Source organism: Prauserella salsuginis (genome assembly GCF_024648885.1).
Taxonomy (GTDB): Bacteria; Actinomycetota; Actinomycetes; order Mycobacteriales; family Pseudonocardiaceae; genus Prauserella; species Prauserella salsuginis.
The window spans coordinates 1-21,413 of record NZ_JANBBF010000008.1 but is presented as its reverse complement, the minus strand read 5'-3'; the positions used below and the strand labels follow the sequence as shown (position 1 = coordinate 21,413).

General features: G+C 71.6%; 16 protein-coding genes and 1 riboswitch. Of the genes, 8 read left to right on the top strand and 8 right to left on the bottom strand.

The features are described from left to right. Positions 1 to 48: 48 nt before the first annotated feature. The 3 genes from LY40_RS01565 to LY40_RS01555 are packed head-to-tail and all read right to left on the bottom strand — an operon-like array spanning position 49 to position 2,071. Positions 49 to 714, bottom strand: a complete 666-nt coding sequence (locus LY40_RS01565; RefSeq protein WP_183786864.1) for a methyltransferase domain-containing protein — start codon at positions 712 to 714, stop codon at positions 49 to 51. After that, positions 711 to 1,439, bottom strand: a complete 729-nt coding sequence (locus LY40_RS01560) for a TIGR04282 family arsenosugar biosynthesis glycosyltransferase (RefSeq protein WP_258935704.1) — start codon at positions 1,437 to 1,439, stop codon at positions 711 to 713. Before LY40_RS01560 ends, LY40_RS01565 begins: the two co-directional genes overlap by 4 nt. Continuing rightward, positions 1,436 to 2,071, bottom strand: a complete 636-nt coding sequence (locus LY40_RS01555) for a glycosyltransferase family 2 protein (protein ID WP_183786925.1) — start codon at positions 2,069 to 2,071, stop codon at positions 1,436 to 1,438. The genes LY40_RS01560 and LY40_RS01555 overlap by 4 nt, the downstream gene beginning before the upstream one ends. A 251-nt stretch (positions 2,072 to 2,322) precedes the next feature. On the opposite strand from LY40_RS01555, the gene LY40_RS01550 reads away from it, so the two are divergent. The 3 genes from LY40_RS01550 to LY40_RS01540 are packed head-to-tail and all read left to right on the top strand — an operon-like array spanning position 2,323 to position 5,523. After that, entirely contained in the window at positions 2,323 to 3,705 is a 1,383-nt protein-coding gene (locus tag LY40_RS01550) for a hypothetical protein (protein WP_258935703.1), read from the top strand. A 37-nt stretch (positions 3,706 to 3,742) separates the two neighbouring features. Beyond that, a complete protein-coding gene (locus LY40_RS01545) occupies positions 3,743 to 4,480 on the top strand; it encodes a response regulator transcription factor (protein ID WP_183786867.1) in 738 nt (245 codons plus the stop codon). Further along, positions 4,477 to 5,523, top strand: a complete 1,047-nt coding sequence (locus LY40_RS01540) for a sensor histidine kinase (protein ID WP_183786868.1) — start codon at positions 4,477 to 4,479, stop codon at positions 5,521 to 5,523. Before LY40_RS01545 ends, LY40_RS01540 begins: the two co-directional genes overlap by 4 nt. Before the next feature lie 27 nt (positions 5,524 to 5,550). On the opposite strand, the gene LY40_RS01535 is transcribed toward LY40_RS01540, so the two are convergent. Then, positions 5,551 to 6,609: an NAD-dependent epimerase/dehydratase family protein gene (locus tag LY40_RS01535; protein WP_183786869.1), complete on the bottom strand. Its 1,059-nt coding sequence runs from the start codon at positions 6,607 to 6,609 to the stop codon at positions 5,551 to 5,553. Positions 6,610 to 6,972: 363 nt separating this feature from the next. Between LY40_RS01535 and LY40_RS26025 the strand changes: the two genes are divergently transcribed. Together LY40_RS26025 and LY40_RS01525 are read left to right on the top strand one after the other, a co-directional pair. Then, on the top strand, positions 6,973 to 8,346 hold the full coding sequence (locus tag LY40_RS26025; protein WP_307876527.1) for a lysozyme: 1,374 nt from the start codon (positions 6,973 to 6,975) through the stop codon (positions 8,344 to 8,346). A 275-nt stretch (positions 8,347 to 8,621) separates the two neighbouring features. Continuing rightward, positions 8,622 to 9,935, top strand: coding sequence for a cytosine permease (locus tag LY40_RS01525; RefSeq protein WP_258935702.1), 1,314 nt, complete (start codon positions 8,622 to 8,624; stop codon positions 9,933 to 9,935). Between the two features lie 61 nt (positions 9,936 to 9,996). On the opposite strand, the gene metE is transcribed toward LY40_RS01525, so the two are convergent. From metE to LY40_RS01510, 3 genes are all read right to left on the bottom strand, one after another. Next, positions 9,997 to 12,093: a 5-methyltetrahydropteroyltriglutamate--homocysteine S-methyltransferase gene (gene metE, locus LY40_RS01520; RefSeq protein WP_258935701.1), complete on the bottom strand. Its 2,097-nt coding sequence runs from the start codon at positions 12,091 to 12,093 to the stop codon at positions 9,997 to 9,999. A gap of 129 nt (positions 12,094 to 12,222) precedes the next feature. Beyond that, positions 12,223 to 12,448: riboswitch (cobalamin riboswitch) on the bottom strand. Between the two features lie 125 nt (positions 12,449 to 12,573). Then, a complete protein-coding gene (locus LY40_RS01515; protein ID WP_258935700.1) occupies positions 12,574 to 13,746 on the bottom strand; it encodes an acyl-CoA dehydrogenase family protein in 1,173 nt (390 codons plus the stop codon). Between the two features lie 99 nt (positions 13,747 to 13,845). Continuing rightward, entirely contained in the window at positions 13,846 to 14,490 is a 645-nt protein-coding gene (locus LY40_RS01510) for a TetR/AcrR family transcriptional regulator (protein ID WP_308216659.1), read from the bottom strand. 231 nt (positions 14,491 to 14,721) lie between these two features. Here LY40_RS01510 and LY40_RS01505 point away from each other — a divergent pair, with 231 nt between their 5' ends. The 3 genes from LY40_RS01505 (at position 14,722) to LY40_RS01495 (ending at position 18,262) form a co-directional block, all read left to right on the top strand. Further along, positions 14,722 to 17,025 (top strand): molybdopterin cofactor-binding domain-containing protein, encoded by a 2,304-nt coding sequence (locus tag LY40_RS01505; RefSeq protein WP_258935699.1) that lies wholly within the window; start codon positions 14,722 to 14,724, stop codon positions 17,023 to 17,025. A gap of 53 nt (positions 17,026 to 17,078) precedes the next feature. Further along, positions 17,079 to 17,573 (top strand): (2Fe-2S)-binding protein, encoded by a 495-nt coding sequence (locus tag LY40_RS01500; RefSeq protein ID WP_183786874.1) that lies wholly within the window; start codon positions 17,079 to 17,081, stop codon positions 17,571 to 17,573. Positions 17,574 to 17,671: 98 nt separating this feature from the next. Beyond that, positions 17,672 to 18,262 carry a TetR/AcrR family transcriptional regulator gene (locus LY40_RS01495; protein WP_183786875.1) on the top strand — a complete coding sequence of 197 codons (591 nt, stop codon included), beginning with the start codon at positions 17,672 to 17,674 and terminating at the stop codon, positions 18,260 to 18,262. Between the two features lie 180 nt (positions 18,263 to 18,442). On the opposite strand, the gene LY40_RS01490 is transcribed toward LY40_RS01495, so the two are convergent. Then, positions 18,443 to 20,788 (bottom strand): MMPL family transporter, encoded by a 2,346-nt coding sequence (locus LY40_RS01490; protein WP_258935698.1) that lies wholly within the window; start codon positions 20,786 to 20,788, stop codon positions 18,443 to 18,445. Positions 20,789 to 21,413: the final 625 nt, after the last annotated feature.

Below are 21,413 nucleotides of genomic sequence, written 5' to 3'. Positions count from 1 at the left end.
CTCCGCCACGACCGGGCCGACAAGCCTCGGCCGCGCGATCGGCCCGGCTCAGGACCCGGCCTGCCGCTCGGCATCACCCGGCGGATCCGACGCCCTGCCGGGTTTGCGGAACTCCGCGAACCACCGGCCACCGCGGCCCACCACCCAGTCCAACCGCAGGCCCGCGTCGGAGGCGAGTCCGGGAGCGGCGTCGGCGGCGACCCACGCCCAATCGAACCAGGTCCCGGGCGCGCTCTCCCCTGTCGAGACCCGTGCCCGGCCCCGCCGCAGGCCACCGCCAGGCGGGTCGAGCTCCACGAGCGCGCTCCCGCCCGGGGCCAGCAGCCTCGCCACCCGGTGCAGCAGGCCCACCGGATCGCCACCGATCCCGATGTTGCCGTCCGCCAGCAGCGCGTGGCGCCAACGGCCTTCGGCCGGCAACGACTCGAAGACGTTGCGCAGGACGACGGGCGCGCCGCGCCGCCGGGTCAGGTCCACCGCGACCGGCGACGAATCCACCCCCAGTACCGGCACCCCCAGGTCACCGAGAGCGGCACTCAGCCGTCCGGGGCCGCACCCGATGTCGACGGTCGGCCCGGTGCAGGCGCCGAGCAGCAGTTCGTCGCCGTCGGCCGGTGCCGCGTGCCACCGTTCTGCGGGCAGGGCGATACGGGCACCACTCGCCGCTTCGAGCCAGGCCGGGCCGCCCAGCAGGCCGGTGTCGAACCCGTTCACCGCTCCCCTTCTTCCCACCGCTGCCCTTGCCACTGCGGCCCTTGCCACTGCGCAGCGCTGCCTGCGCCGAGTTCGGTCTCGACGGCGCGTGCGAACCGGCTGCCCGGCACCGAGCGCGCCACCGCGCGTGCGTCCTGCTCGGTGTCCACGTCGGACATCAGCGGCAGGGCCGCCACGTCGAGGCCGATGCCCGCCAACGCCGCACGAGTGGCCGCCGCCGTGTCCGCAGTGGACATCGGAACTCCCCTGAGCACCGCGGCGTGGCGCGGATTCCGTAGCGCGAGGGCCCACCATCCGCCGTCCACGGCCGGGCCCAGCGCCGCATCCACGGTGTCCAACCGGGACAGCGCCGATGCGAGCAGCCCCGGCGTGACCTGGGGACTGTCCATGCCGATCTGCACCACGGATGCCCCCGCGTACCGGTCGGCCACGTCCGCGTGCGCGGCCGCCAGCCGCTCCGCGAACCCGAGGCCCCGCTGACCGAACACCACGCACCGGCCGAGCAACCCCACCAGCTCCGCATGCTCCTCCGCGGCCGAGACGTCACCCGTGAACGCGACTGCGGTCGTCGCGGCCGGGGTGTGCACCGCCGCCTCGATCGTGTCCAGCAGCGATGCCGCGGCCACCCGGGCCGCCGCCACGGCGCCGACCGACGCCGCCAGCCGCGTCTTCGCCGCTCCGGCCACCGGCGCTTTCGCGACGACCAGCACGACCGCGCCGGTCACAGGACCCTCGCCATGTCGCGGACCGCTCGCCACGTGCCCCGGACCGAGCCCGTCACTTTGCTGGACGTGCCGGCCGCTCGCTCGTGGTAGTCGACCGGTAGTTCCACCACGGACCAGCCCGCCTCCGCCGCCCGCAACAGCACCTCGAGCGGATAGCCGAACGCACGGTCGCGCACGTCCAGCGCCAGCAACGACGTCCGGTACGCCACCCGCACCGGGCCGAGGTCGGTCACCGGCACGCCGCGCCGCCGCAGCAGCGCCGCGATCACCCGGTTACCCGTCCGCGCGTGCCACGGCCAGGCCGTCGCGGTCACCGGTCGCCGCGCACCCACGACGAGCCGGGAAGACCGGACGTGCGCCACCAGATCCGGCAGCCGAGCGGCGTCGAGGGAGCCGTCCGCGTCCATCACGCACACGATGTCGGCCGTGGCCGAGACGAGTCCGGTGTGGACGGCAGCTCCGTAACCGGGCCGGGACTCGGGGACGACCGTCGCGCCATGGGCCCGTGCCACGTCCGCCGAGCCGTCGGTCGAACCGTTGTCCACCACCAGTGCGTGGTATCCGGCAGGCAGGCGGGCCAGCACGCCCGGCAGCGCCGCGGCCTCGTCGAGGCACGGCAGCACCACGTCCACCGTGCCGTGCGCCGCGCCGTCCGCCGGGCTACTCGGGGCCGCGAGTTCGGTCCCCTCTGCGTCGTCGTCCACCTCTCCGACGCTAGGACGACCGGACGCGGCGCGGAAACCGAGCGGCGGCTTACGAAACCCTGACGTCGCGGCCGCCGGCGCGCTGCCGGCCGTCGCATCACCCGGAACGTCTTACGAAGTCCTGACGTCACGCCGCGTCGGCTGGGCCGCCGGCGGCCGCGCCGCTAGATTCGACGGCGATGACCGCCGACCAGCGCGACGACCCCGGTGGCGAACCCTCCGGCCCGGCCACCCGCAGCCGGCCGGTGCCTCCCGCCGACCTCCTCGCCGCCACCGTGGTCGTCGCGCTGGTCGGTGCCGCTGTGGCGGGCACCCTCTGGTGGAATCCCGCTCGCCAGCTCGGCCCGAGTTCCTTCAAGGGAGCCCCGGAGGACTTCGGGGAGTGGCCGCTCCTCGGCACGCCGCTGGCCCACGCCGGGCCCGGCACGGTGCCCGCGGTGCTGCTCGCCGTCCTCACCATCTGCTACGGGCCGTCACTCGCGGCGCGCCTGCCCTGGCGCAGGGCTCTGGTGCTCGGCTATGTCACGGCGCTGGGCTGGATCACCTCGCTCGCGCTCGTGGACGGCTGGCAGCGGGGCTTCGCGGGCCGGCTCACCCCCGGTACCGAGTATCTGGCCGAGGTCCCCGGCATCACCGACATCCCCGCGATGCTCGCCGGCTTCACCGACCGCATCGCTCACGGTCAACCGGACTCGTGGACCGTCCACGTGGCAGGCCATCCGCCCGGTGCGACGCTGGTGTTCGTCTGGCTCGACCGCATCGGGCTCGGCGGCGGGGTCGCCGCGTCGACCGTGTGCGTGCTGGCCGGTGCCCTCGCGGCGGTGGCCGTCCCGGCGACGGTGTCGCTGCTCGGTCACCGCGACCGCGCCCGCACCGCGCTGCCGCTGCTGGTGCTGTTCCCGGGCGCGGTGTGGCTCGGGGTCTCGGCCGACGCCCTGTTCGCGGGTGTGACCGCCACCGGCATCGCGCTGCTCGCACTCGCTGCGGTGCGCCACCCGGCGTGGGCCCTGCCCGCGGGCGCGATCCTCGGGTTCGGCATCTTCCTCTCGTACGGGCTGATCACGCTGGGCGCGATCGCGCTCGCCGTCGTCGTGGCCACCCGCGCCTGGCGGGCGTTCGGCCTCGCCGTGGCCGGTGCTCTCGCCGTGGTCGGGCTGTTCGCGCTCGGCGGGTTCTGGTGGCTCGACGGGTACCACGCCGTGGTCGACCGCTACTACGAAGGCATCGCCGCGGACCGGCCGTACACCTTCTGGGTGTGGGCCAACCTCGGCTGCCTGGCCCTGGCGACCGGTCCGGCTATCGGGCCGGCGCTCCGCCGGGCCGCGTGCGGGCTGCGTGCCGCACCTCGCCTCGTGGCCGTGGTGGCCGGTGCCGTCGTGACCGTTGCCGCCGCCGACCTGTCGGGCCTGTCGAAGGCCGAGGTCGAACGCATCTGGCTGCCGTTCGCCGTGTGGCTCCTCGCTGCCGCGGCGTTCCTACCGGCACGCAGTGCACGCTGGTGGCTGGCGCTGCAAGCGGCGACCGCACTCGCGGTGAACCATCTGTTCCTGACGAACTGGTGACGCGGACGGCTGCCCGCGTGAGACGAGGAGGATCGCCATGACCACGAGCGCGGCCGCGCGGGCCGATTCCGAGGGCACGATCCTCGTCGTCGACGACGACGTGACCGTCCGCGACGTCGTCCGCCGATATCTCGAACTCGCCGGATACACGGTCGCGCTCGCCGGCACCGGACAGGAGGCGCTCCGCGCCCACGAGCAGCGCCCCGCCGACCTCGTCGTGCTCGATCTGATGCTCCCGGACCTCGACGGGTTGGAAGTGTGCCGCCGGATCCGCGGCGCACGCGAGGCCTCGGACGTGCCGGTGGTGATGCTGACCGCCCTGGGCGAGGAGGAGAACCGGATCGCCGGGCTGCAACTCGGCGCGGACGACTACGTGACGAAACCGTTCAGTCCGCGCGAGCTGGCGCTGCGGGTGACCTCGGTGCTGCGGCGCGTCAGGCCCGCGGCCGACACCGCCGGTTCCGGAGACGTGGTCACCGACGGGCCGCTGACGCTCGACCCCGCAGCGCGCACCGCGACACTGCACGGCGGTGGACTCGCACTGACCACCCGCGAGTTCGACCTGCTCTGGTTCTTCCTCACCCATCCCGGCAAGGCGTTCACGCGGCAGCAGTTGCTCGAACGCGTGTGGGGCTGGGACTTCGGCGACCAGTCCACCGTGACCGTCCACGTGCGACGGCTGCGGGAGAAGATCGAACGGGTGCCCGCCGAGCCCGCCCGGATCGCCACCGTGTGGGGCGTCGGCTACCGCTACGACGCGGGCCTCCGCTCATGATCACGCCCGACGAGTCCTTCGCAGCGATGCTGGAGCACGCACTCCACATTCTGCCCGTGGCACTGGCGCTGGTGATTCCCGTCGTGCTGGCCGGCGCGCTGGTGCTCCGCGCGGTGCGCCGCCGCACCCTGGCCACGACGATGACCGTGCTGGTCCTGATCCCGGTGATCGCCATGTTCGCGGGCGTGCTCGGCATCAGTGGGTTCATGTTCGACGCGACCCTCACGACGATGTGGCTCGTCTGCCTGCTGGTGGCGCTCGTGACCGTGCCAGTGGCCGTGTTGTTCGGACGCCTGATCGCGCGCCGCAGTGTGTGGGAACGCGAGGCGCGCCGCAGGGAACGGGCCGCCGAGGAATCGCGTCGCGAGCTCGTCGCGTGGATCAGCCACGACCTGCGCAGCCCACTGTCCGGGATTCGCGCGATGGCCGAGGCGCTGTCCGACGGGGTGGTCAGCAGGCCCGAGGAGGTGGCCGACTACGCGAACCGGATCGGCACCGAAAGCGCGCGGCTGTCCGGCATGGTCGACGACCTGTTCGAGCTCTCCCGCATCACCGCCGGCGCGCTCCACCTGACGTTGGCGGCCGTGCCGCTACGGGAGGTCGTCGAGGACGCCCTGGCCGCACAGGGGCCCGTCGCACACCGGAAACGGATCCGGGTGCACACCGACGCCGCGGCCTGGCCCGTCGTACTCGGCAGCGACACCGAGCTCGGCCGCGTCGTGCGCAACCTGCTGTCCAACGCCATCCGCCACACACCGCAGGACGGCACGGTCGTGGTGCACGCCGGTGTCGACGAGGGCCGGGGCGTACTCGCGATCGACGACGCCTGCGGTGGCATCGCCGAATCCGACCTGCCGAAGGTGTTCGACGTGGCCTACCGCGGCACCGCCGCCCGCACGCCGGAGTCCGGTGACCAGCCGGCCGGCGCGGGCCTCGGCCTGGCGATCGCGAAAGGCCTCGTCGAGGCGCATTCCGGCCGCATCGAGGTGCGCAACCACGGGCCGGGGTGCCGGTTCGAGGTTCGGCTGCCCCTGGCAGGCTGACCCGCGCCGGTCGCGATGCCGGTGCGCTCAGCCGAGACCGGCGGAGGAACGGAGCGGATCAGTCGCGAAGGCCGTCACACCGGCCGCGAACGGCACCGACGACTGGAAGCCCAGCAGCTCGCGCGCCCGCGCCGGGTCCGCCACGACGTGCCGCACGTCCCCGGGCCGGGCACCGCCGACGATCCGCGGCTCCGGGCCCGCCATCGCACGGGACAGTTCGGCCGCGAGCTCGCCGACCGTGTGCGGCTCACCCGAGCACACGTTGACCGGGGTGAGGCCCTCGGTCGGCCGTTCCACCGCGAGCGCGTTCGCCAGCGCCACGTCGCGCACATGGACGAAGTCGCGCCGCTGCCCGCCGTCCTCGAGCACCACCGGCTCGTCGCCACGTTCCAGCCGGGAGCGGAACAGCGACGCCACGCCCGCGTACGGGGTGTCTCGCGGCATCCTCGGGCCGTACACGTTGTGGTAGCGCAACGCCCACACGTCGCCGCCGGTCTGCCGCGCCCACGCGCTCGCGAGATGCTCCTGAGCGACCTTCGACGCCGCATAGACACTGCGCGGGTCGAGCGGAGCGTCCTCCGGCACGAGCAACGGTTCCAGGTCGGAGCCGCAGTGGGGGCACGGTGGTTCGAACCGCCCGCCGGCGATCGCGTCGCTGCGCCGCGGCGCAGGCGGCGTCACGCCGTGCTCGCGGCACGCGTAACGACCCTCGCCGTACACGACCATCGACGACGCCAGCACGAGCCGCTGCACCCCGGCCCGGAACATCGCCGCGAGCAGCACAGCCGTGCCGTGATCGTTGTGGGCGGTGTACCGCGGCGCGTCCGACGGATCGAGCCCGTGCCCGACGACCGCGGCCTGATGGCAGACGACATCCACATCGGACAGCACCGAGTCGAGGACCTCGTCGGAGCGCACGTCTCCGAGCACCGTGTCGTAACCACGCACCCAGGCCGGCGGCCTGCCACCACCGTGGGCGGTGTCGACCAGCAGGTCGAGCAGCCGCACCTCGTGGCCGCGCTCGGTCAGGACGTCCGCCACGTGCGATCCGACGAATCCGGCGCCACCGGTGATGAGAACACGCATGCCGACACCGTAGGAGCGGCCGCGGACGTTCGCGGCCGGACCGGCGCCGATGTCACGAATCCGTCAGATCCGCACGACCGCGACACCGTGGACCCACCCGATACCCCCGGTGAGCGCAAGGCACGTCCCCTCGTAGACGTCACCCACGAAGGTGACTTCGCCTGCACTGCGCCAGGGCGGACGGTCACCTGACCTGCGTAAACCACAGAAGTCACACGAGTCACACCCGACCCACATATTTACACCAGCACCATGTGAACCGATCCTGAAGGCGCTTGTGCAGACCAGGGCCGCGCGCATGCCGAGCGCGGCCCGAACCGAACGCCGCGCCCGGCCCTGCAGGTGCGGCTTGGGAGGAACACCATGCCGGCGAACGGCCTGCGCACCGCCTCGCGGATCTCGTTGACCCTGGCCGCACTCGCGGCGATGCTGCTCGGATCACTGACCCTGCTGGGCGGATCGCGCGCCGCGGCGGCCCCGGACGGCGTTCCGGGCATCGACGTCTCCGGGCACCAGCGGAACGTCGATTGGCAGCACGCGTGGAACACGGGCGCACGGTTCGCCTACGTCAAGGCCACCGAGGGCACCGGATTCACCAACTCGTACTTCGCCCAGCAGTACAACGGCGCCCACGACGTCGGCATGATCCGCGGCGCCTATCACTTCGCCCGCCCGGACGTCGGTCCGGCGGCGCCGCAGGCCGACTACTTCGTCGCGAACGGCGGCGGCTGGTCTGCGGACGGCAAGACACTGCCGCCGCTGCTCGACATGGAGTACAACCCGTACGGCGCCGACCCGTGCTACGGCCGGTCGCACGGCGAGATGGTCCGGTGGATCAAGAGCTTCTCCGAGCGGGTCCACACCAAGACCGGCCGGTGGCCGATGATCTACACGACCACGGACTGGTGGAAGAACTGCACCGGCAACTCGCCCCGATTCGGCAGCGACCACCCGCTGTTCATCGCCCGCTACAACGATCGCGTCGGCGAACTGCCGAACGGCTGGACCCACTACACGCTGTGGCAGTACAACGATCACGGCCCGATGCCCGGCGACCAGAACACCTTCAACGGCTCGATGGCTCAGTTGAAGCAGCTGGCCCGCGGCGACGACGACAAGTCCGACCCCGAACCGAAACCGGAGCCAAAACCGGACCCGAAGCCGGACCCGGACCCGAAGCCCGATCCGAAACCGGACCCCGACCCCGAGCCGAGCCCGGAACCGGAACCGGAGCCGGAGCCGGAACCCGAACCGAGTCCCGAACCCGATCCCGAGCCGAGCCCGGAGCCGGAACCGTCCACGCCGGATTCGCCGGAGTCCGACGCTCCCGCCACGCCGTCCGATGACGACGCACCATCCGATGACGACGCGGCGGACGGCCGGGACGAGGCGACCGACCCGCAGGCCGGCGACGACGGTGACCAGGGACAGGATGGCGCCGGCACTGGTTCGGACGACGCCGGTGGGGCGGCGGACCAGAACGCCGTCGCGGACGGCACCGGCAGCGACCAGCTCGTGCTGGAGGAAGCACCGAAGCAGGCCGCCGAGCAGGCTCCGCAGCAGTCACAGCAGAAGGCTGGCGGCGACGTGGCCACGCAGGACGACGGTCCGGACAAGCTCGCCGAGACGGGCGCCGAGCAGGACCTGCCGCGGCTGATCGTGTTCGCCGCCGCGATGATCGTGCTCGGCCTGATCGTGCTGACGCTGACCCGCGCGCCCGCACGCAGCCGGCGCTGACCCCTTCCGGCGGTGCCCGTCCCGCGCGCCGAGCGCGGGACGGGCACCGCCGGAACCGGCCGGGCGTCCACTCCCTGCCCTCCACCCGGCCGACGCACCCCGAACCCCTGACGTCGTCACCGTGACCTCCACGGGCGTGCCCGCGGGCGCCCGTGCCGAACGCACGCAACACGGCGGTACGCTGTCGGGCTAACGTCCGCCGCTGTGCGCACGTACGCTCCCCGTCGCCGTGGAGCGGTGCTCCCCTCTCCCCGTCCCCTCCCGAGAGGTGCTCCGTGACGACGTCGCAGACACCATCCGATCCGGGCGCCGCCGACCCGGGCGCCGCCCCGGCACCGATCGACCGCGATCATCCGCTGAGCAGGGTTCCCGACCACGCGCGCAAAGGCATCGCCTCCCTCGCCGTGGTCATCGCCGGCTTCGGGTTCTTCACCCCGACGATGGCGACGGGCGGACAGGTCGCGGGCGCGTTCGGCTTCCCGACGTTCCTCGTACTGGCGCTGATCTCGGCGCTCGTGCTGGCCGGCTACATCGCGACCCTGGGCATCGCCGCCGCCCGCACCGGTCTCACCACCGTGTTGCTGGCACGGCTCGCGCTCGGCAAAGCCGGCGGCAAATGGGCCTCGCTCCTGCTCGGCGGCACCCAGATCGGCTGGTACGGCATCACGGTCGGTGTGCTCGCCACCCTGTTGGGCGGTGCGTTCGACCTGTCGGTGACCTGGCCACTCGTGTTGGTCGGCGGAATCGCCATGGCCGTGACGGCCTACACCGGGTTTCGCGGCATCGAGCTGCTGTCGTGGATCTCCGTACCGCTCATGACGGCGCTGTGCCTCTGGGTCGCGATCTCGGCGGTCGGCGAGGCGGGCGGCTGGGACGCCGTGGTGTCCTACGAGGGGACGGGAGCGATCAGCGCAGGCACGGCGCTGACCATGATGATCGGCACGTTCGTCAGCGGTGGTTCGCAGATCGGCAACTGGACGCGGTTCGCCCCGGGCAGCACGCTCGCCTTCGCGATGACGGCCGGAACGATGCTGCTGGTCCAGTTCGGACTCCTCGCCTTCGGCGGGCTGGGAGCGATCGGCTACGGCGAACCGGACTTCGCGAACGTGCTCCTCGGGCTCGGTTCGACAGGTCTGGCGGTCCTGCTCATCGTGACGAATCTGTGGACCACCAACGACAACACGGCGTACGCGTTCGGCGTCGCGGGTGCCGAGCTGTTCGGCAAACCCGACAAGCGGCCGTTCATCGTCGGTGGCGTGGCCATCGGCATCGGGATGGCACTCACCGGTATCGACGAGGCGATCACGGCCTTCCTCACGCTGCTCGGAGTGTTCGTTCCCCCGCTGGGCGGAGTGCTGATCGGCATGTTCCTGTTCGCGTGGCGACGCCGCGATCCCGGCACCGCGGTCGAGGACGTCCCGCTCGTGGTGTGGCCCGGACTGCTCGCCTATGTCGGCGGCACGGCCGCAGCACTGGTCGGATCACTGTTCGACGTGGGGATCCCTGCGGTACAGGGCATCGCCGTCGCTTTCGCCCTCGTCGTCGCGTTCACGGCCGCGCTCGGCCGCCGGCCGGCGACGGCGGACTGACCCGCACCGCGGCAGACGATGCCCGGCCCGCCGTGGTGCCGGGCATCGTCGGTCACGGGCGTTACGGCAACGGCCTGCCGGCCGACTCCGGTCCGGCCGCCGCGTTCCGCAGCATCGCGAGCGCGTCCGCATGGGCACGAGACCCCGCCGTCGCCGCGGCGGTCGTCGTCACGTCGGCGTCGAGCGCCGCGGTGACCTGCAGCGTCTCCTCGATCCCCGCATCACCCAGCTGTGTGCGGATCCGCGTCGACGCCGCGGCGCCCGACGTCGCCACCCGGAACGCCTCGGTCGCCCACGTCCACCGGTCACGGCGGGCCCGCTCACGCAGCGGCGGCCGCCGCCACAACGCGGGCTCGTCCACCTGGATCTCGCGAATGCCGGCCGCTTCCAGGTCTCGCACCTCGTCGCGCAGCGCGAGCGCCAGCTGCGCCGCCGTGTCGAGCACCGGGACGTCGTCGCGTACGAACATCCCCGCGATCGCCGTCACCGGACCGGGCAACACGCCTTTCACCGCAGCCGTGGTCAGCCGCTGGGCGGTCGTGACCCACTTGACCGTCATGGGCGCCGCCCTACTCACGTCACCCACCACGATCGGTGGCCGGACACAGTAGGCGCCGCTGTGCTGCACCCACGCGTGTTCGGGGGTCACGACGCCGCGCAGCCGCTGCGCGACGAAACACACCAGGTCGTCGTAGCGCCGCTGGTCGGCCGAGGGCGCTGCGAGGTCTGCCGCGTGCGGTCCGAGCACTTCCTGCAGGCGCACCACGTCGTGCAGGCCCGCGCGCATCCGTTCGGCGTACGACTCGTCGCCGCCGCTGTCGGTGCGCGCCCGCCGGTCGACGGCCGCCACGAGCGGGTCGATCGGTTCGTCCGACCCGCGGTTACGGTCTTGCGCCGCGCGCCGGTCGGCGTACGCGGCGCGCCGGAGATGCGCAGGCCGCAGGGTGGCCAGCCGCGCCCGGACGCGCCGGTCGGTAGGCGGGTTCGCACCGCGGTGGGCGAGGATCTCCCGGGTGCGGGTCAGCTCGGCTGCGGCGGTGTCGGGGCCGCGGCGCAACGCCGTGGCCAGCGCCACCACCTCCCGCACCTTCTGCGAGGCGAACGCGAGCCACGGCGCGACCTGCGGGTCCAGCGCGGTCTCCCGGTCGAGGTCGTACGGCACGTGCAGCAGCGAGCACGATGTGCCCACCACGACCTCCCGTGCCGAACCGAGCAGCGTGGCCGCCGTGACCAGCGCCGTGTCGAGGTCGGTGCGCCACACGTTGCGCCCGTCGACCAGCCCGGCCACGAGCGTCTTGTCCGACAGGCCCGGCGCGGCGACGACCGTGTTCACCGTGGACGTCTCCGACACGAGGTCGACCGCGACGCCCTCGACGGGTGTGGCGGCGAGGGCGCCGAGTGCCGGCCCCGGGTCGCCGTACGGCACGGCGGCCAACAGGGCCGGGCGCCGCGTCCGGGCGCCCAGGACGTCGTAGGCGTCCCGCAGGGCGTCACGGTCGGCGGCGGTGCGGTCGGCGGCGAACGCCGGTTCGTCGAGCTGCACCCAGTCGGCTCCAGCCGCCTGCAACTCGCCGAGCACCCAGGCGTACACCCCGAGCAGTTCGCCGAGCCGATCGAGGGGCCGGAAACCGGGCGGCGACCCCGGCTCCGGGGCGCACAGCAGCAGGAACGTCACGGGGCCGAGCAGCACCGGCCGGGTGTGCACGCCGAGCCGCAACGCCTCGAGATAGTCCCGCACCGGGGTTCGGTCGGCGAACGTGAGCGGGGTGTCCGGACCGATCTCCGGCACCAGGTGGTGGTAGGACGTGCCGAACCAGGACGCGGTGGCCAACGGTGACACCGAGTCGGTGCCCCGTGCCATGGCGAAGTACGTGTCCAACGGGCCGAGGCCGAGCGCACGGAACCGCTCGGGCACGGCACCGGCCATCACGGCCGTGTCGAGGACGTGGTCGTAGTACGAGAAGGTGCCGCCCGGCACCGAGTCGAGCCCCGCGGCGGACAGCTCCCGCCACGTGCGCGCCCGCAGTTCCCGGGCGACGGCACGGAGTTCGGACTCGTCCGCGCGGTGGGTCCAGTAACGTTCGAGCGCCCGCGGCAGCTCCCTGCCGGGGCCGATGCGGGGATATCCCAGGACGGTGGAACCGATGATGCCGGTCAATGCTCTCTCCTCGCGAGCTCGTCGACACGGGTGCCGACGGTCCCGCCGGAGGGGCGCACGCCGATCGGGGCACACACCCCGGCCCGTCCGCCCGGTCCACCCGCGAGACCTCGGACCCGCGCGCACCGGGTGGTGCGCGCGCCGGTGGCAGGTCTTCGGACTCGCGGGCACTCCCGGCCTGGGCCGGAGGTCCTACTGGCCGTCGCTTCCCGGACCCGGGGTCCAGTGCTGTTGACGGCGGTCGTTCCCGCTCACCGCTGCGGGGCAGTCCCGGATTCGCACCGGGTTCCCTCTTGCCTCACCCGGCAGGCCCGTGCGGGCCCGGCGCGGGTGAACCACCAGCACCGCCACCCTAGCCTCCCGCGGCCCGCCGTCGCGCCCGGCGACGACGCGGTGAAGACCGCTCGCCCACCCCGGGATCGGCGCCGGCCTGCATCGTTGCCGCGGGTGGAGACCTCGCTCACAGGCCGGCGCCGGCCGTCACCGGAACGCCGAGTGGCCCGTCAGGGTCTGCCCGATGACGAGCTGGTGCACCTCCGACGTGCCCTCGTAGGTCAGCACCGATTCGAGATTGTTGGCGTGCCGCAGGACCGGGTATTCGAGGCTGATGCCGTTGGCACCGAGCAGCGTCCGGCATTCCCGCGCGATCGCGATGGCCTCCCGCACGTTGTTCAGCTTGCCGGTGCTGACCTGCTCGGACGTGAGCGTGCCGGCATCCTTGAGCTTTCCGAGGTGCAGCGCCAGCAGCATTCCCTTGCCGAGCTCGAGGCTCATGTCGGCGAGTTTGAGCTGGGTGGCCTGGTAGGAGGCCAGGGGTTTGCCGAAGATGTCGCGTTCCTGCGCATAGGCGATCGCGGTCTCGAGGCAGTCCCGGGCCGCGCCGAGTGCGCCGAACACGATGCCGTAGCGGGCCTCGTTCAGGCACGACAGTGGTCCGGACAGGCCGCGCGCCTCCGGCAGCATGGCGGACGCGGGCAGCCGGACGTCCTCCAGCACGAGCTCACTGGTCACCGAAGCCCGCAGCGACAGCTTCTTCGTGATCTCCGGAGCCGAGAATCCGGGTGTGTCCGTGGGCACGACGAAGCCCCGGATCTTGTCGTCGGTCTGCGCCCACACCACGGCCACGTCGGCCACGGAACCGTTGGTGATCCACATCTTCGTGCCGTTGAGCACCCAGTCTTCCCCGTCACGGCGCGCGTAGGTCCGCATCTCGCCGGGGTTCGACCCGAAATCGGGCTCGGTCAGGCCGAAGCACCCGATCGCCTCCCCCGCGGCCATCCGCGGCAGCCACTCCTGCTTCTGTTCCTCCGAGCCCCAGCGCCAGATCGCGTACATCGCGAGCGACCCCTGCACCGACACGAGACTCCGCAGTCCCGAATCGGCGGCCTCGAGCTCCATACAGGCCAGGCCGTAGGCCGTCGCCGTGGTACCGGCGCAGCCGTACCCCTCGAGATGCATGCCGAGCACACCGAGCTTGCCGAGTTCGCGGGCCAGGTCGCGCGCAGGGATCGACGCGCTGTCGAACCAGTCCGCCAGATGCGGGCGGATCCGGTCAGCGGTGAACGCCCGCACCGTGTCGCGGATCGCCCTGTCGTCCTCGCAGATCAGGTCCTCGGTGCCGAACAGGCCGAGCGGTGTCTGTGTGCCGGGCATGGCCGATCCTCTCGTCGTCTTCGCCTCTGGCGGGCGTCCCGTGGCGGACGTCATCGTGCCGCCCTCCGGCCGTCATCGTGCCGCCGACGGGACGACGCGTCACTGGGGAGTCAGCAAGGACACGGCCGCGTGGACCGCCGATTCGACCACGCCGTCGAGGCTCCCGCCGTCCTCGACAGTCGTCGCCACGAGTTCCCGCAGCCCGCCGAGCAGGATGATCACACTCTCGCGCGGCACCGGCGCGCCGGCGCCGCGGAGCTCCGTGCGCTGCCGGAGTCGCTGCGCCAGCGTCACGAAACCGTCGAGCTGCATCCGCTGCAGCTGCCGCGCCTTGTCCCCGAGTGCGGGCACGTCCCTGATCCAGCTGACGACGATCGCCGGTTCGGCCTCGGCGTAGGCGAACCACGCTTCGACGGCGCTGCGCACCTGCTCGGGCCACGGCTCCGTCTCGTCGACGGCCTCGGAGACGTAGCGGACCATCTCGCCCGTGGTCTCGGCCATCAGCGTCACGAAACACTCGTCGCGGTCGGCGAAGTGCTGGTAGAAGGTGCGGCGCGAGGTCCGGGCGCGGCGCACGATCCCGGCGACGGTGGCGTCGCGGTAACTGCCGGCCGCGAGCTCGGCGGCCAGGCCGTCGAGCAGGCGCCTGCGGAAGGCCGCCGGACCGGAGCGCCGCTCACCGTCACTGCGGACTCCCGGCACACAGCCGGTGGTGGCCGCGGAACTCGTGGCGGGCGAACTCACCGCGGGCGAATTCACTCCGGCCGCGTCGCCGGGGGCCGCTCTGGTGGACAACAGTTCATGTCCCCTAACGGATGACGATGTTTGCCCCTCAATGGTACGCCTGTGTACCGTTCCGCTCCGGTACACAGGCGTACCACGAACGGTGGATCAAGGGACCGCGCCCGACCCGCGCCGCGTCCGTTCCCGTACCCGCCGCACCGCCGCACGAAAACACGCAAAGGAGCGTGCCTCGTGACCACCACGGATGGCCCGCGCACGGTCAACCGGCGCAAGTTCATCGGTTATCTGCTCGGCGGTGCGACCGTCGTCGCCGCCGCCGACCTCGGGATGTTCGCCCGCGGCGCCACGGCCGATGCCGGCGAACTGCCGACCCTTCCCCAGCCCGCCGAGATCGCCGATCTCAGCGACCTGCTCACCCTCGCCGCCGCGCCGACGTCGCAGCTGATCACCGTCACGATCAACGACGACGGCACCGCCTCGTTCGAGCTGCCTCGCGCCGAGGTCGGCCAGGGCATCACGACGGCTGCCGCGATGCTCATCGCCGAAGAGCTCGACCTGCCCCTCGACAAGGTCCACGTCACGCTGGCTCCTGCCAGGCCCGAGCTGCTGTACAACCAGATCACTGGTGGGTCGAACACGATCCACGCGATGTACACACCGATCCGCGTGGCCGCCGCGGTCGCAAAGGGTGCACTACTGCAGGCCGCGGCGACCGTGCTCGGCGACAGCGCGAACAAGCTGACCTCGCACCTCGGCCACATCGTGGCGCCCGACGGCCGCCGCGTGGACTACGGCAGGCTCTCCGCCCTCGCGGCGAAAGAACAGCCCGAAGCGGTCGAGGTCCAGCTCAAGGACGAGGGTTCCCACGGCGTCGTCGGCACGCCGGTCAACCGGATCGACGCGCTCGACGCCGTGACCGGCACCAAGCGGTTCGCCACCGACCTCGACGTCACGGACGCGCTGCCGACGATGGTGTGCCGCGCCCCGACACTCAACGGCACCCCGAACGCGGTGCACAACGCGGACGAGGTGCGCGACATGCCGGGTGTCACGCACGTGGCGACGGTCCCGACGGGAGTCGCGGTACGGGCCTCGACGTTCGGCCAGTGCATCGACGCGGTCCGAGCACTCGACGTGTCCTGGAACGACGGTCCGGTCGCAGGCATGTCCGACGAGGACGCGCTCGCCGGTGTCCGCGCCGCCGAGGGGCCCGTCCCCGCGCTTCCCGCGGGCGAGACCGTCTCGGGCGACTTCACGTTCTGGTTCCGCAGCAACTCCGCGATGGACACCAACAGTGCGGTCGCCGACGTGCGCGAAGGCCGCGCCGAGATCTGGGCGAGCCTGAAGAACCCCAACGTCGCCCAGGGCCGCATCGCCGAGGCCCTCGGCATTCCCCTGAACAACGTGACGGTCCACGTGGTCCAGGGCGGTGGCTCGTTCGGCAGGCGACTGTTCGACGAACCCGCGATCGAAGCGGCGCGGATCAGCCACGCGATGGGCGTGCCGGTCAAGCTCATGTGGCACCGCGCCGACGACGCCCGCGTGGGCCGTACCCATCCGCTCGCCACGTCCCGCATCCGCGCCTGCTACTCCGGCGACACCGTGCTCGGCTTCCAGCAGGCGCACACCAGCATCGAGACCGACTTCCGGCACGGCCTCGGCGACATCATCACCGCCAAGGCCGCCGACCTGCCCGCCGGCCTGGGAAATCTCCCGTTCGCCCAGGTGATCTTCCACCTGACGACGATCCTGCCGTACGACTTCGGCGCCGTCGGCCAATCGCTGGTCGAGACCGACACGCGGTTCAACACCAGCTCGATGCGCAACATCTACTCCCCCGACGTCCGCACGGCCAACGAACTGATCGTCGACCAGCTCGCGCAGCGCATGGGCACGGATCCGCTCGAGTTCCGGCTCTCGCACCTGCGCAACGGCCGACTCCGCACCGCGCTCGAGACGGCAGCCGAGAAGGCCGAGTGGGGCAAGGAGCTGCCGGAGGGCATGGCGCAGGGCATCGGCGTGCATGTCGAGTACAAGGGCGTCACCGCCTGCATCATGGAGATCGACTGCCGCCCGGAGACGGTCAATCGCAAGGTCCGCAACGCCGTGACCGGGCCGCGCGTCACGAAGGCGACGATGGTGATCGACTGCGGCAGGGCGATCAACCCGCGCGGGGTCGAGGCGCAGATGCAAGGCTGCGTCAACGACGGCATCGCGATGACGCTCACCAGCAGCCTCCACCTGCGCGACGGGCACTTCCAGGAAGCCAGCTGGGACAACTACTTCTACACCCGGCAGTGGAACACCCCGCCGGAACTCGACGTGGTCGTGCTCGAGTCCACCGAACCGCCGGGCGGGGTCGGCGAGGCGGGCGTCGCCGCATCGGCCGCGGCGGCCGCGTGCGCCTACGCCCGAGCCACCGGCACGATGCCGACCGAGTTCCCGATCAACCACCAGACCCTGTCGTTCGATCCGAAGCCGTACACACCGCCGGTGCCGCAGTCACCGACCGACGGCCTCGATCACACCTACTGACCACCTACTGACCACCTACTTTCCAGCACCGATGGGAAACACGGAGACCCCAGATGCCTGAACAGACTTTCATCGTCAACGGTGAGCGGGTGACGGTCGAGGTCGAGGACAACGTGCGGGTGCTGTGGGTGCTGCGCGACCTGCTCGGCGTCACCGGCCCGAAGTACGGCTGCGGCATCAACGTCTGCAAGGCCTGCACGTCGCACATCAACGGCAAGGCGTTCAACCCGTGCGCCGTACAGGTCGGTGATCTGTCCGCCGACGACGAGGTGACCACCATCGAGGGCCTGCCTGCGCAGGCCTCCGAGGGGGCGCGCGGGCAGCACGGCCTGCACCCGATGCAGGAGGCCTGGCTCGAACGCGATGTCGTCCAGTGCGGCTACTGTCAGCCCGGCCAGATCATGGCTGCGGTCGCGCTGGTGCGGAAGGTCCGTGACGAAGGCAGGACGATCACCGACGCCGACCTCGACGGCATCCGCAACATCTGCCGCTGCGGCACCTACACGCGCATTCGCGAGGCCATCCGGGACGGCGAAACACGCATGTGAACGCCTCCGGGCCGTCCCGCTCGGCTGCGGGCGACGACGTTCCGGCCGGGCCTTCCGGGACGCGCACCGCACCACGCCCGGTACAGTGCTGGGTCGGCATGACTGACCACAGCGATCCGGCGCGCACGACCCGCCGCAGCGGCGAACAGCTGCGGGACGCGATCCTCGACGCCGTGTTGTCCGAACTGTTCGAACGCGGCTACGCGGGCCTGACGTTCGACGGCATCGCCCACCGCGCGCACACCAGCAAACCGGTGATCTACCGTCGGTATGCGACGCGTGCCCAGCTGGTCCTCGACGCGCTCGTCCGCCGCGCACCGGCGGATCTGCCGTCGCCGAGCGCGGGCGACCTGCGCTCGGACCTGATGGCGCTCGGCCTCGCCCTCGGGAGGCGGTTCGAGCAGATCGGCATCACCACCGTGCGGCGGCTCATCGCCGACGTCGACGACGACCTGTTGCCGCAGCTCGCCGAACTCGCGACGGCTCCGGCGGAAGCCGCGCTGCAACGAGTGCTGGACGCCGCGCGTGCCCGTGGCGAACTCGGCCCGGAACCGCTACCGGAACGCATCGCGATGTTGCCGCTGGCCCTGTGGCATCACGAGATGTTGTTCATCGGGCACGTCGACGAGGCCGCGGTCGCCGACATCGTCGACCGCATCTGCCTGCCCCTGCTGACCCGCCGGGCCTGACTTCCCTCGCGGACTCCGGCCGCACGGAACGGTTCCCCGCGTACGGCTGAACCCTCGGACATCGCAGGACCCTCGGATACCGCAGCACCCTCGGACGCTGAAGCGCCCCTGGACGCGGCAGGGCCCCTCGGACGTCGAGGTGTCCGAGGGGCCCTGCCGCTCTGCCCGCCGACGGCGGTGCTACACGTTCGCCGGTTCCCGTTCGGAGTCGGCGTGATCCCGGGCGGTGCCGGGCCGCTCGAGGCTCTCCCCTTCGACGTCGACGTTCGGGATGATCCTGTCGAGCCACCTGGGCATGGCCCACGCCTTCTCCTTCATCAGGTACATCAGCGACGGGATGAGCAGCATCCGGATCACGAACGCGTCGAACACGACGGCCACGGCGAGTGCGAAGCCCATCGACTTGATGATCACGTCGTCCATGAGCATGAAGCCGGCGAACACCGAGGTCATGATCAGCGCGGCGGCGGTCACGACGCGGGCCGAGTTGCGGAAGCCGTCGACGATGGCGTCCTTGTACGACGCGCCGTGCACGTGCGCCTCACGGATCCGGGTCACCAGGAACACCTGGTAGTCCATCGCCAGTCCGAACACCACACCGACCAGGATGATCGGCATGAAGCTGATGATCGGCCCGCCCTCGAAGATGCCGAACCAGCCCTCCTGGAACAGCGCCACGGTCACGCCGAGCGTGGCCAGCACCGACAGCAGGAAGCCGATGGTCGCCGTCAACGGCACGAGCAGTGAGCGGAACACCAGCACCAGCAGGACGAACGCCAGGCCGACGACGGTGGCCAGGTACGGCACGAGCGCGTCGTTGAGCTGCTGGGAGATATCCTCCATGATCGCGACGGTGCCGGTGATGCCGAGGTCCACACCGGTGCGGTCCTCGAACCCGGCCTCGCCCGCGCGAAGACTCTCGAGCAGCTGCGCGGTACGCGGGTCGTCCGGCCCGAACTCGGGCTGCAGCATGACCATCGTGCCCTTGTCGTTGCCGGGCGCCGGCACGATGTGGCTCACGCCGTCCTGTTCGGCGGCCCACTGCTGGGCCTCCTGGTAGGCGGCCTGCTGGGCCTGCGGGTCGTCGGAGATGCCGCGGGCGTCGACGACCAGCATCAGCGGATCGAGCTTGCCGGGGCCGAACGCGTCGCCGATCATCTCGGCGGCCTGCCTGCGCGAGGAGTCGCCGGGGGCCGTCGAGTCGCTCGGCATGCCGAGGCGCAGGTCCTTGAACGGGATCGCCAGCGCGCCGAGTGCCACGACCACGAGCAGCGTCCACACGAGCGGCTTCTTGCCGATGAACCGCGACCAACGCACGCCGTTGTTCAGGACCAGTCCGGAGTCCTCGCGTTTCGGGCTGTACTTGCGGAACTTCAGCCCGAACGTCCTGCCCTTGAGCATGCCGACCACCGCGGGCAGCAGCGTCAGGGCGACGAGCACGGCGATGGCGACGGTGGCCGCGGCGGCCAGCCCCATCGTGGTGAGGAACGGAATGCCGACGACGCTGAGCGCGGCGAGCGCGATGATCACCGTGAGGCCGGCGAACACGACCGCCGACCCGGCTGTGCCCACGGCGATGCCGAGCGCGGCCGACCGGTCGTCGGTGTGCTCGAGTTCGCTGCGATAGCGCGCGAGGATGAACAACGCATAGTCGATGCCGACCGCCAGGCCGATCATCGTGGCGAGGATCGGCGTGGTCGACGAGATGTCGGTGAACACGGTCATCGCCGTGATGCCCATCGATCCCATCGCGACGCCGATCCCCGCGGTCACAACCGGCATGCCCGCGGACACCAGCGAGCCGAACGTCAGCGCGAGGATGATCAGCGCCATGACGATGCCGATGAGCTCGGCCGTCGCACCACCGATCTCCATCACCTGCATGCCCGAACCGCGGACCTCCATGGCGAGGTCCGAGGAGTCGGCGTGTTGCTCGACGACGTCGAGGATCTCCTGCTGGGTCTCCGGTTCGACGTCGGTGACCTGCTCGACCTCGAGTGCGAAGTCGACCAGACCGGTGCGGCCGTCCTCCGACAGCGGCGAGGACGCGGCGAGCTGCGGTTCGACCTGTTGGAGTGCCGCCTCGCGGTTGAACGGCTGCCCGTTGGCCTCGGCCTGTTGCCGGGCCTGCTGGAGCGCCTGCTGCTCGAGACCCGCGTCCGCCTGCACGGGGCCGACGATCGACTGCTCGCCCTGCGGCACCGTGTCGATGCCGCGCAGATCGGCGATCAGCTGGTCGACCGCCCGCATGTGCTGCGGCGCGGCGAGCTGCTCACCTTCGGGGGCCTGTACGACGACCTGGACGTTGGCCTCGTCCATCGGCGAGGACTGGCCGTCCATGATCTCCGGCAGCGTCTCGGCGGCTTCGACGGACTCGATCCCGGGGATCGTGAACTGGTCCGACATCGGCTGCGATTGCGTGACGGAGAACGTGCCCACTCCGGCGAGCACGACGAGCCAGGCGATCAGGAAGAACGGCCATCGGCGGTAGGCGGTCCTGCCGAGGCGGAAGAGTAGTTTGGCCATGCGCGGTCTTCGGCTCCTGGATACGTGACGGACTGGGGCTCGTGTCACACGATCGCCGGCCCCGTTGCCGGACTGGTCGGCACGAATCCGCCCGCTGCTGCCGCATGCGGTCGGTTCGGGCGCGGTTGCCGCACACCCGCATCGGTGAGGCCGCAGCCCGGAGCACATGCGGGTGGCGCGGCAGGCCCTCCCGCAGAACGGGCCACATCCACGATGCGCGATTCGGGCCACGCATCCGCCACGGTGATCCCCCGGCCGGCGACCTCGGCGGGCGCCTCGGTCAACACCCCGCCGTAAGATACGGCTCGTATCTTACGGCGTGCGACTTAGCGTACATGACCCGACGGCGCGAGCCCCGAAGGCGTGATGGCGGCCCTCAACGTCACGGCGCGTGCCGAACCACCACTCGACCGGGCAGAATTCGCCGTCGCACGCACGAATGCCGCACCCGGGACCCAGTCACCCGAGTGCGGAAGATCACAGCGACATCAGGCCACTCGTCGCCCGGCCTCCAACGCCGCGCTACCGCGCGACTAGGTGCTGTTTAGGAATTGATCTTGGTGAGGTCGGCGAGCCAGATGTTGATGGCGGCGATGTGCAGGGTGGCTTCGTAGCGGACGGCGAG

Coding starts and splice junctions, on each gene's coding strand:
- LY40_RS01550 (WP_258935703.1), top strand. CDS start 2,323: ATGACCGCCGACCAGCGCGACGACCCCGGTGGCGAACCCTCCGGCCCG.
- LY40_RS01545 (WP_183786867.1), top strand. CDS start 3,743: ATGACCACGAGCGCGGCCGCGCGGGCCGATTCCGAGGGCACGATCCTC.
- LY40_RS01540 (WP_183786868.1), top strand. CDS start 4,477: ATGATCACGCCCGACGAGTCCTTCGCAGCGATGCTGGAGCACGCACTC.
- LY40_RS01535 (WP_183786869.1), bottom strand. CDS start 6,609: ATGCGTGTTCTCATCACCGGTGGCGCCGGATTCGTCGGATCGCACGTG.
- LY40_RS26025 (WP_307876527.1), top strand. CDS start 6,973: ATGCCGGCGAACGGCCTGCGCACCGCCTCGCGGATCTCGTTGACCCTG.
- LY40_RS01515 (WP_258935700.1), bottom strand. CDS start 13,746: ATGCCCGGCACACAGACACCGCTCGGCCTGTTCGGCACCGAGGACCTG.
- LY40_RS01500 (WP_183786874.1), top strand. CDS start 17,079: ATGCCTGAACAGACTTTCATCGTCAACGGTGAGCGGGTGACGGTCGAG.
- LY40_RS01495 (WP_183786875.1), top strand. CDS start 17,672: ATGACTGACCACAGCGATCCGGCGCGCACGACCCGCCGCAGCGGCGAA.
- LY40_RS01490 (WP_258935698.1), bottom strand. CDS start 20,788: ATGGCCAAACTACTCTTCCGCCTCGGCAGGACCGCCTACCGCCGATGG.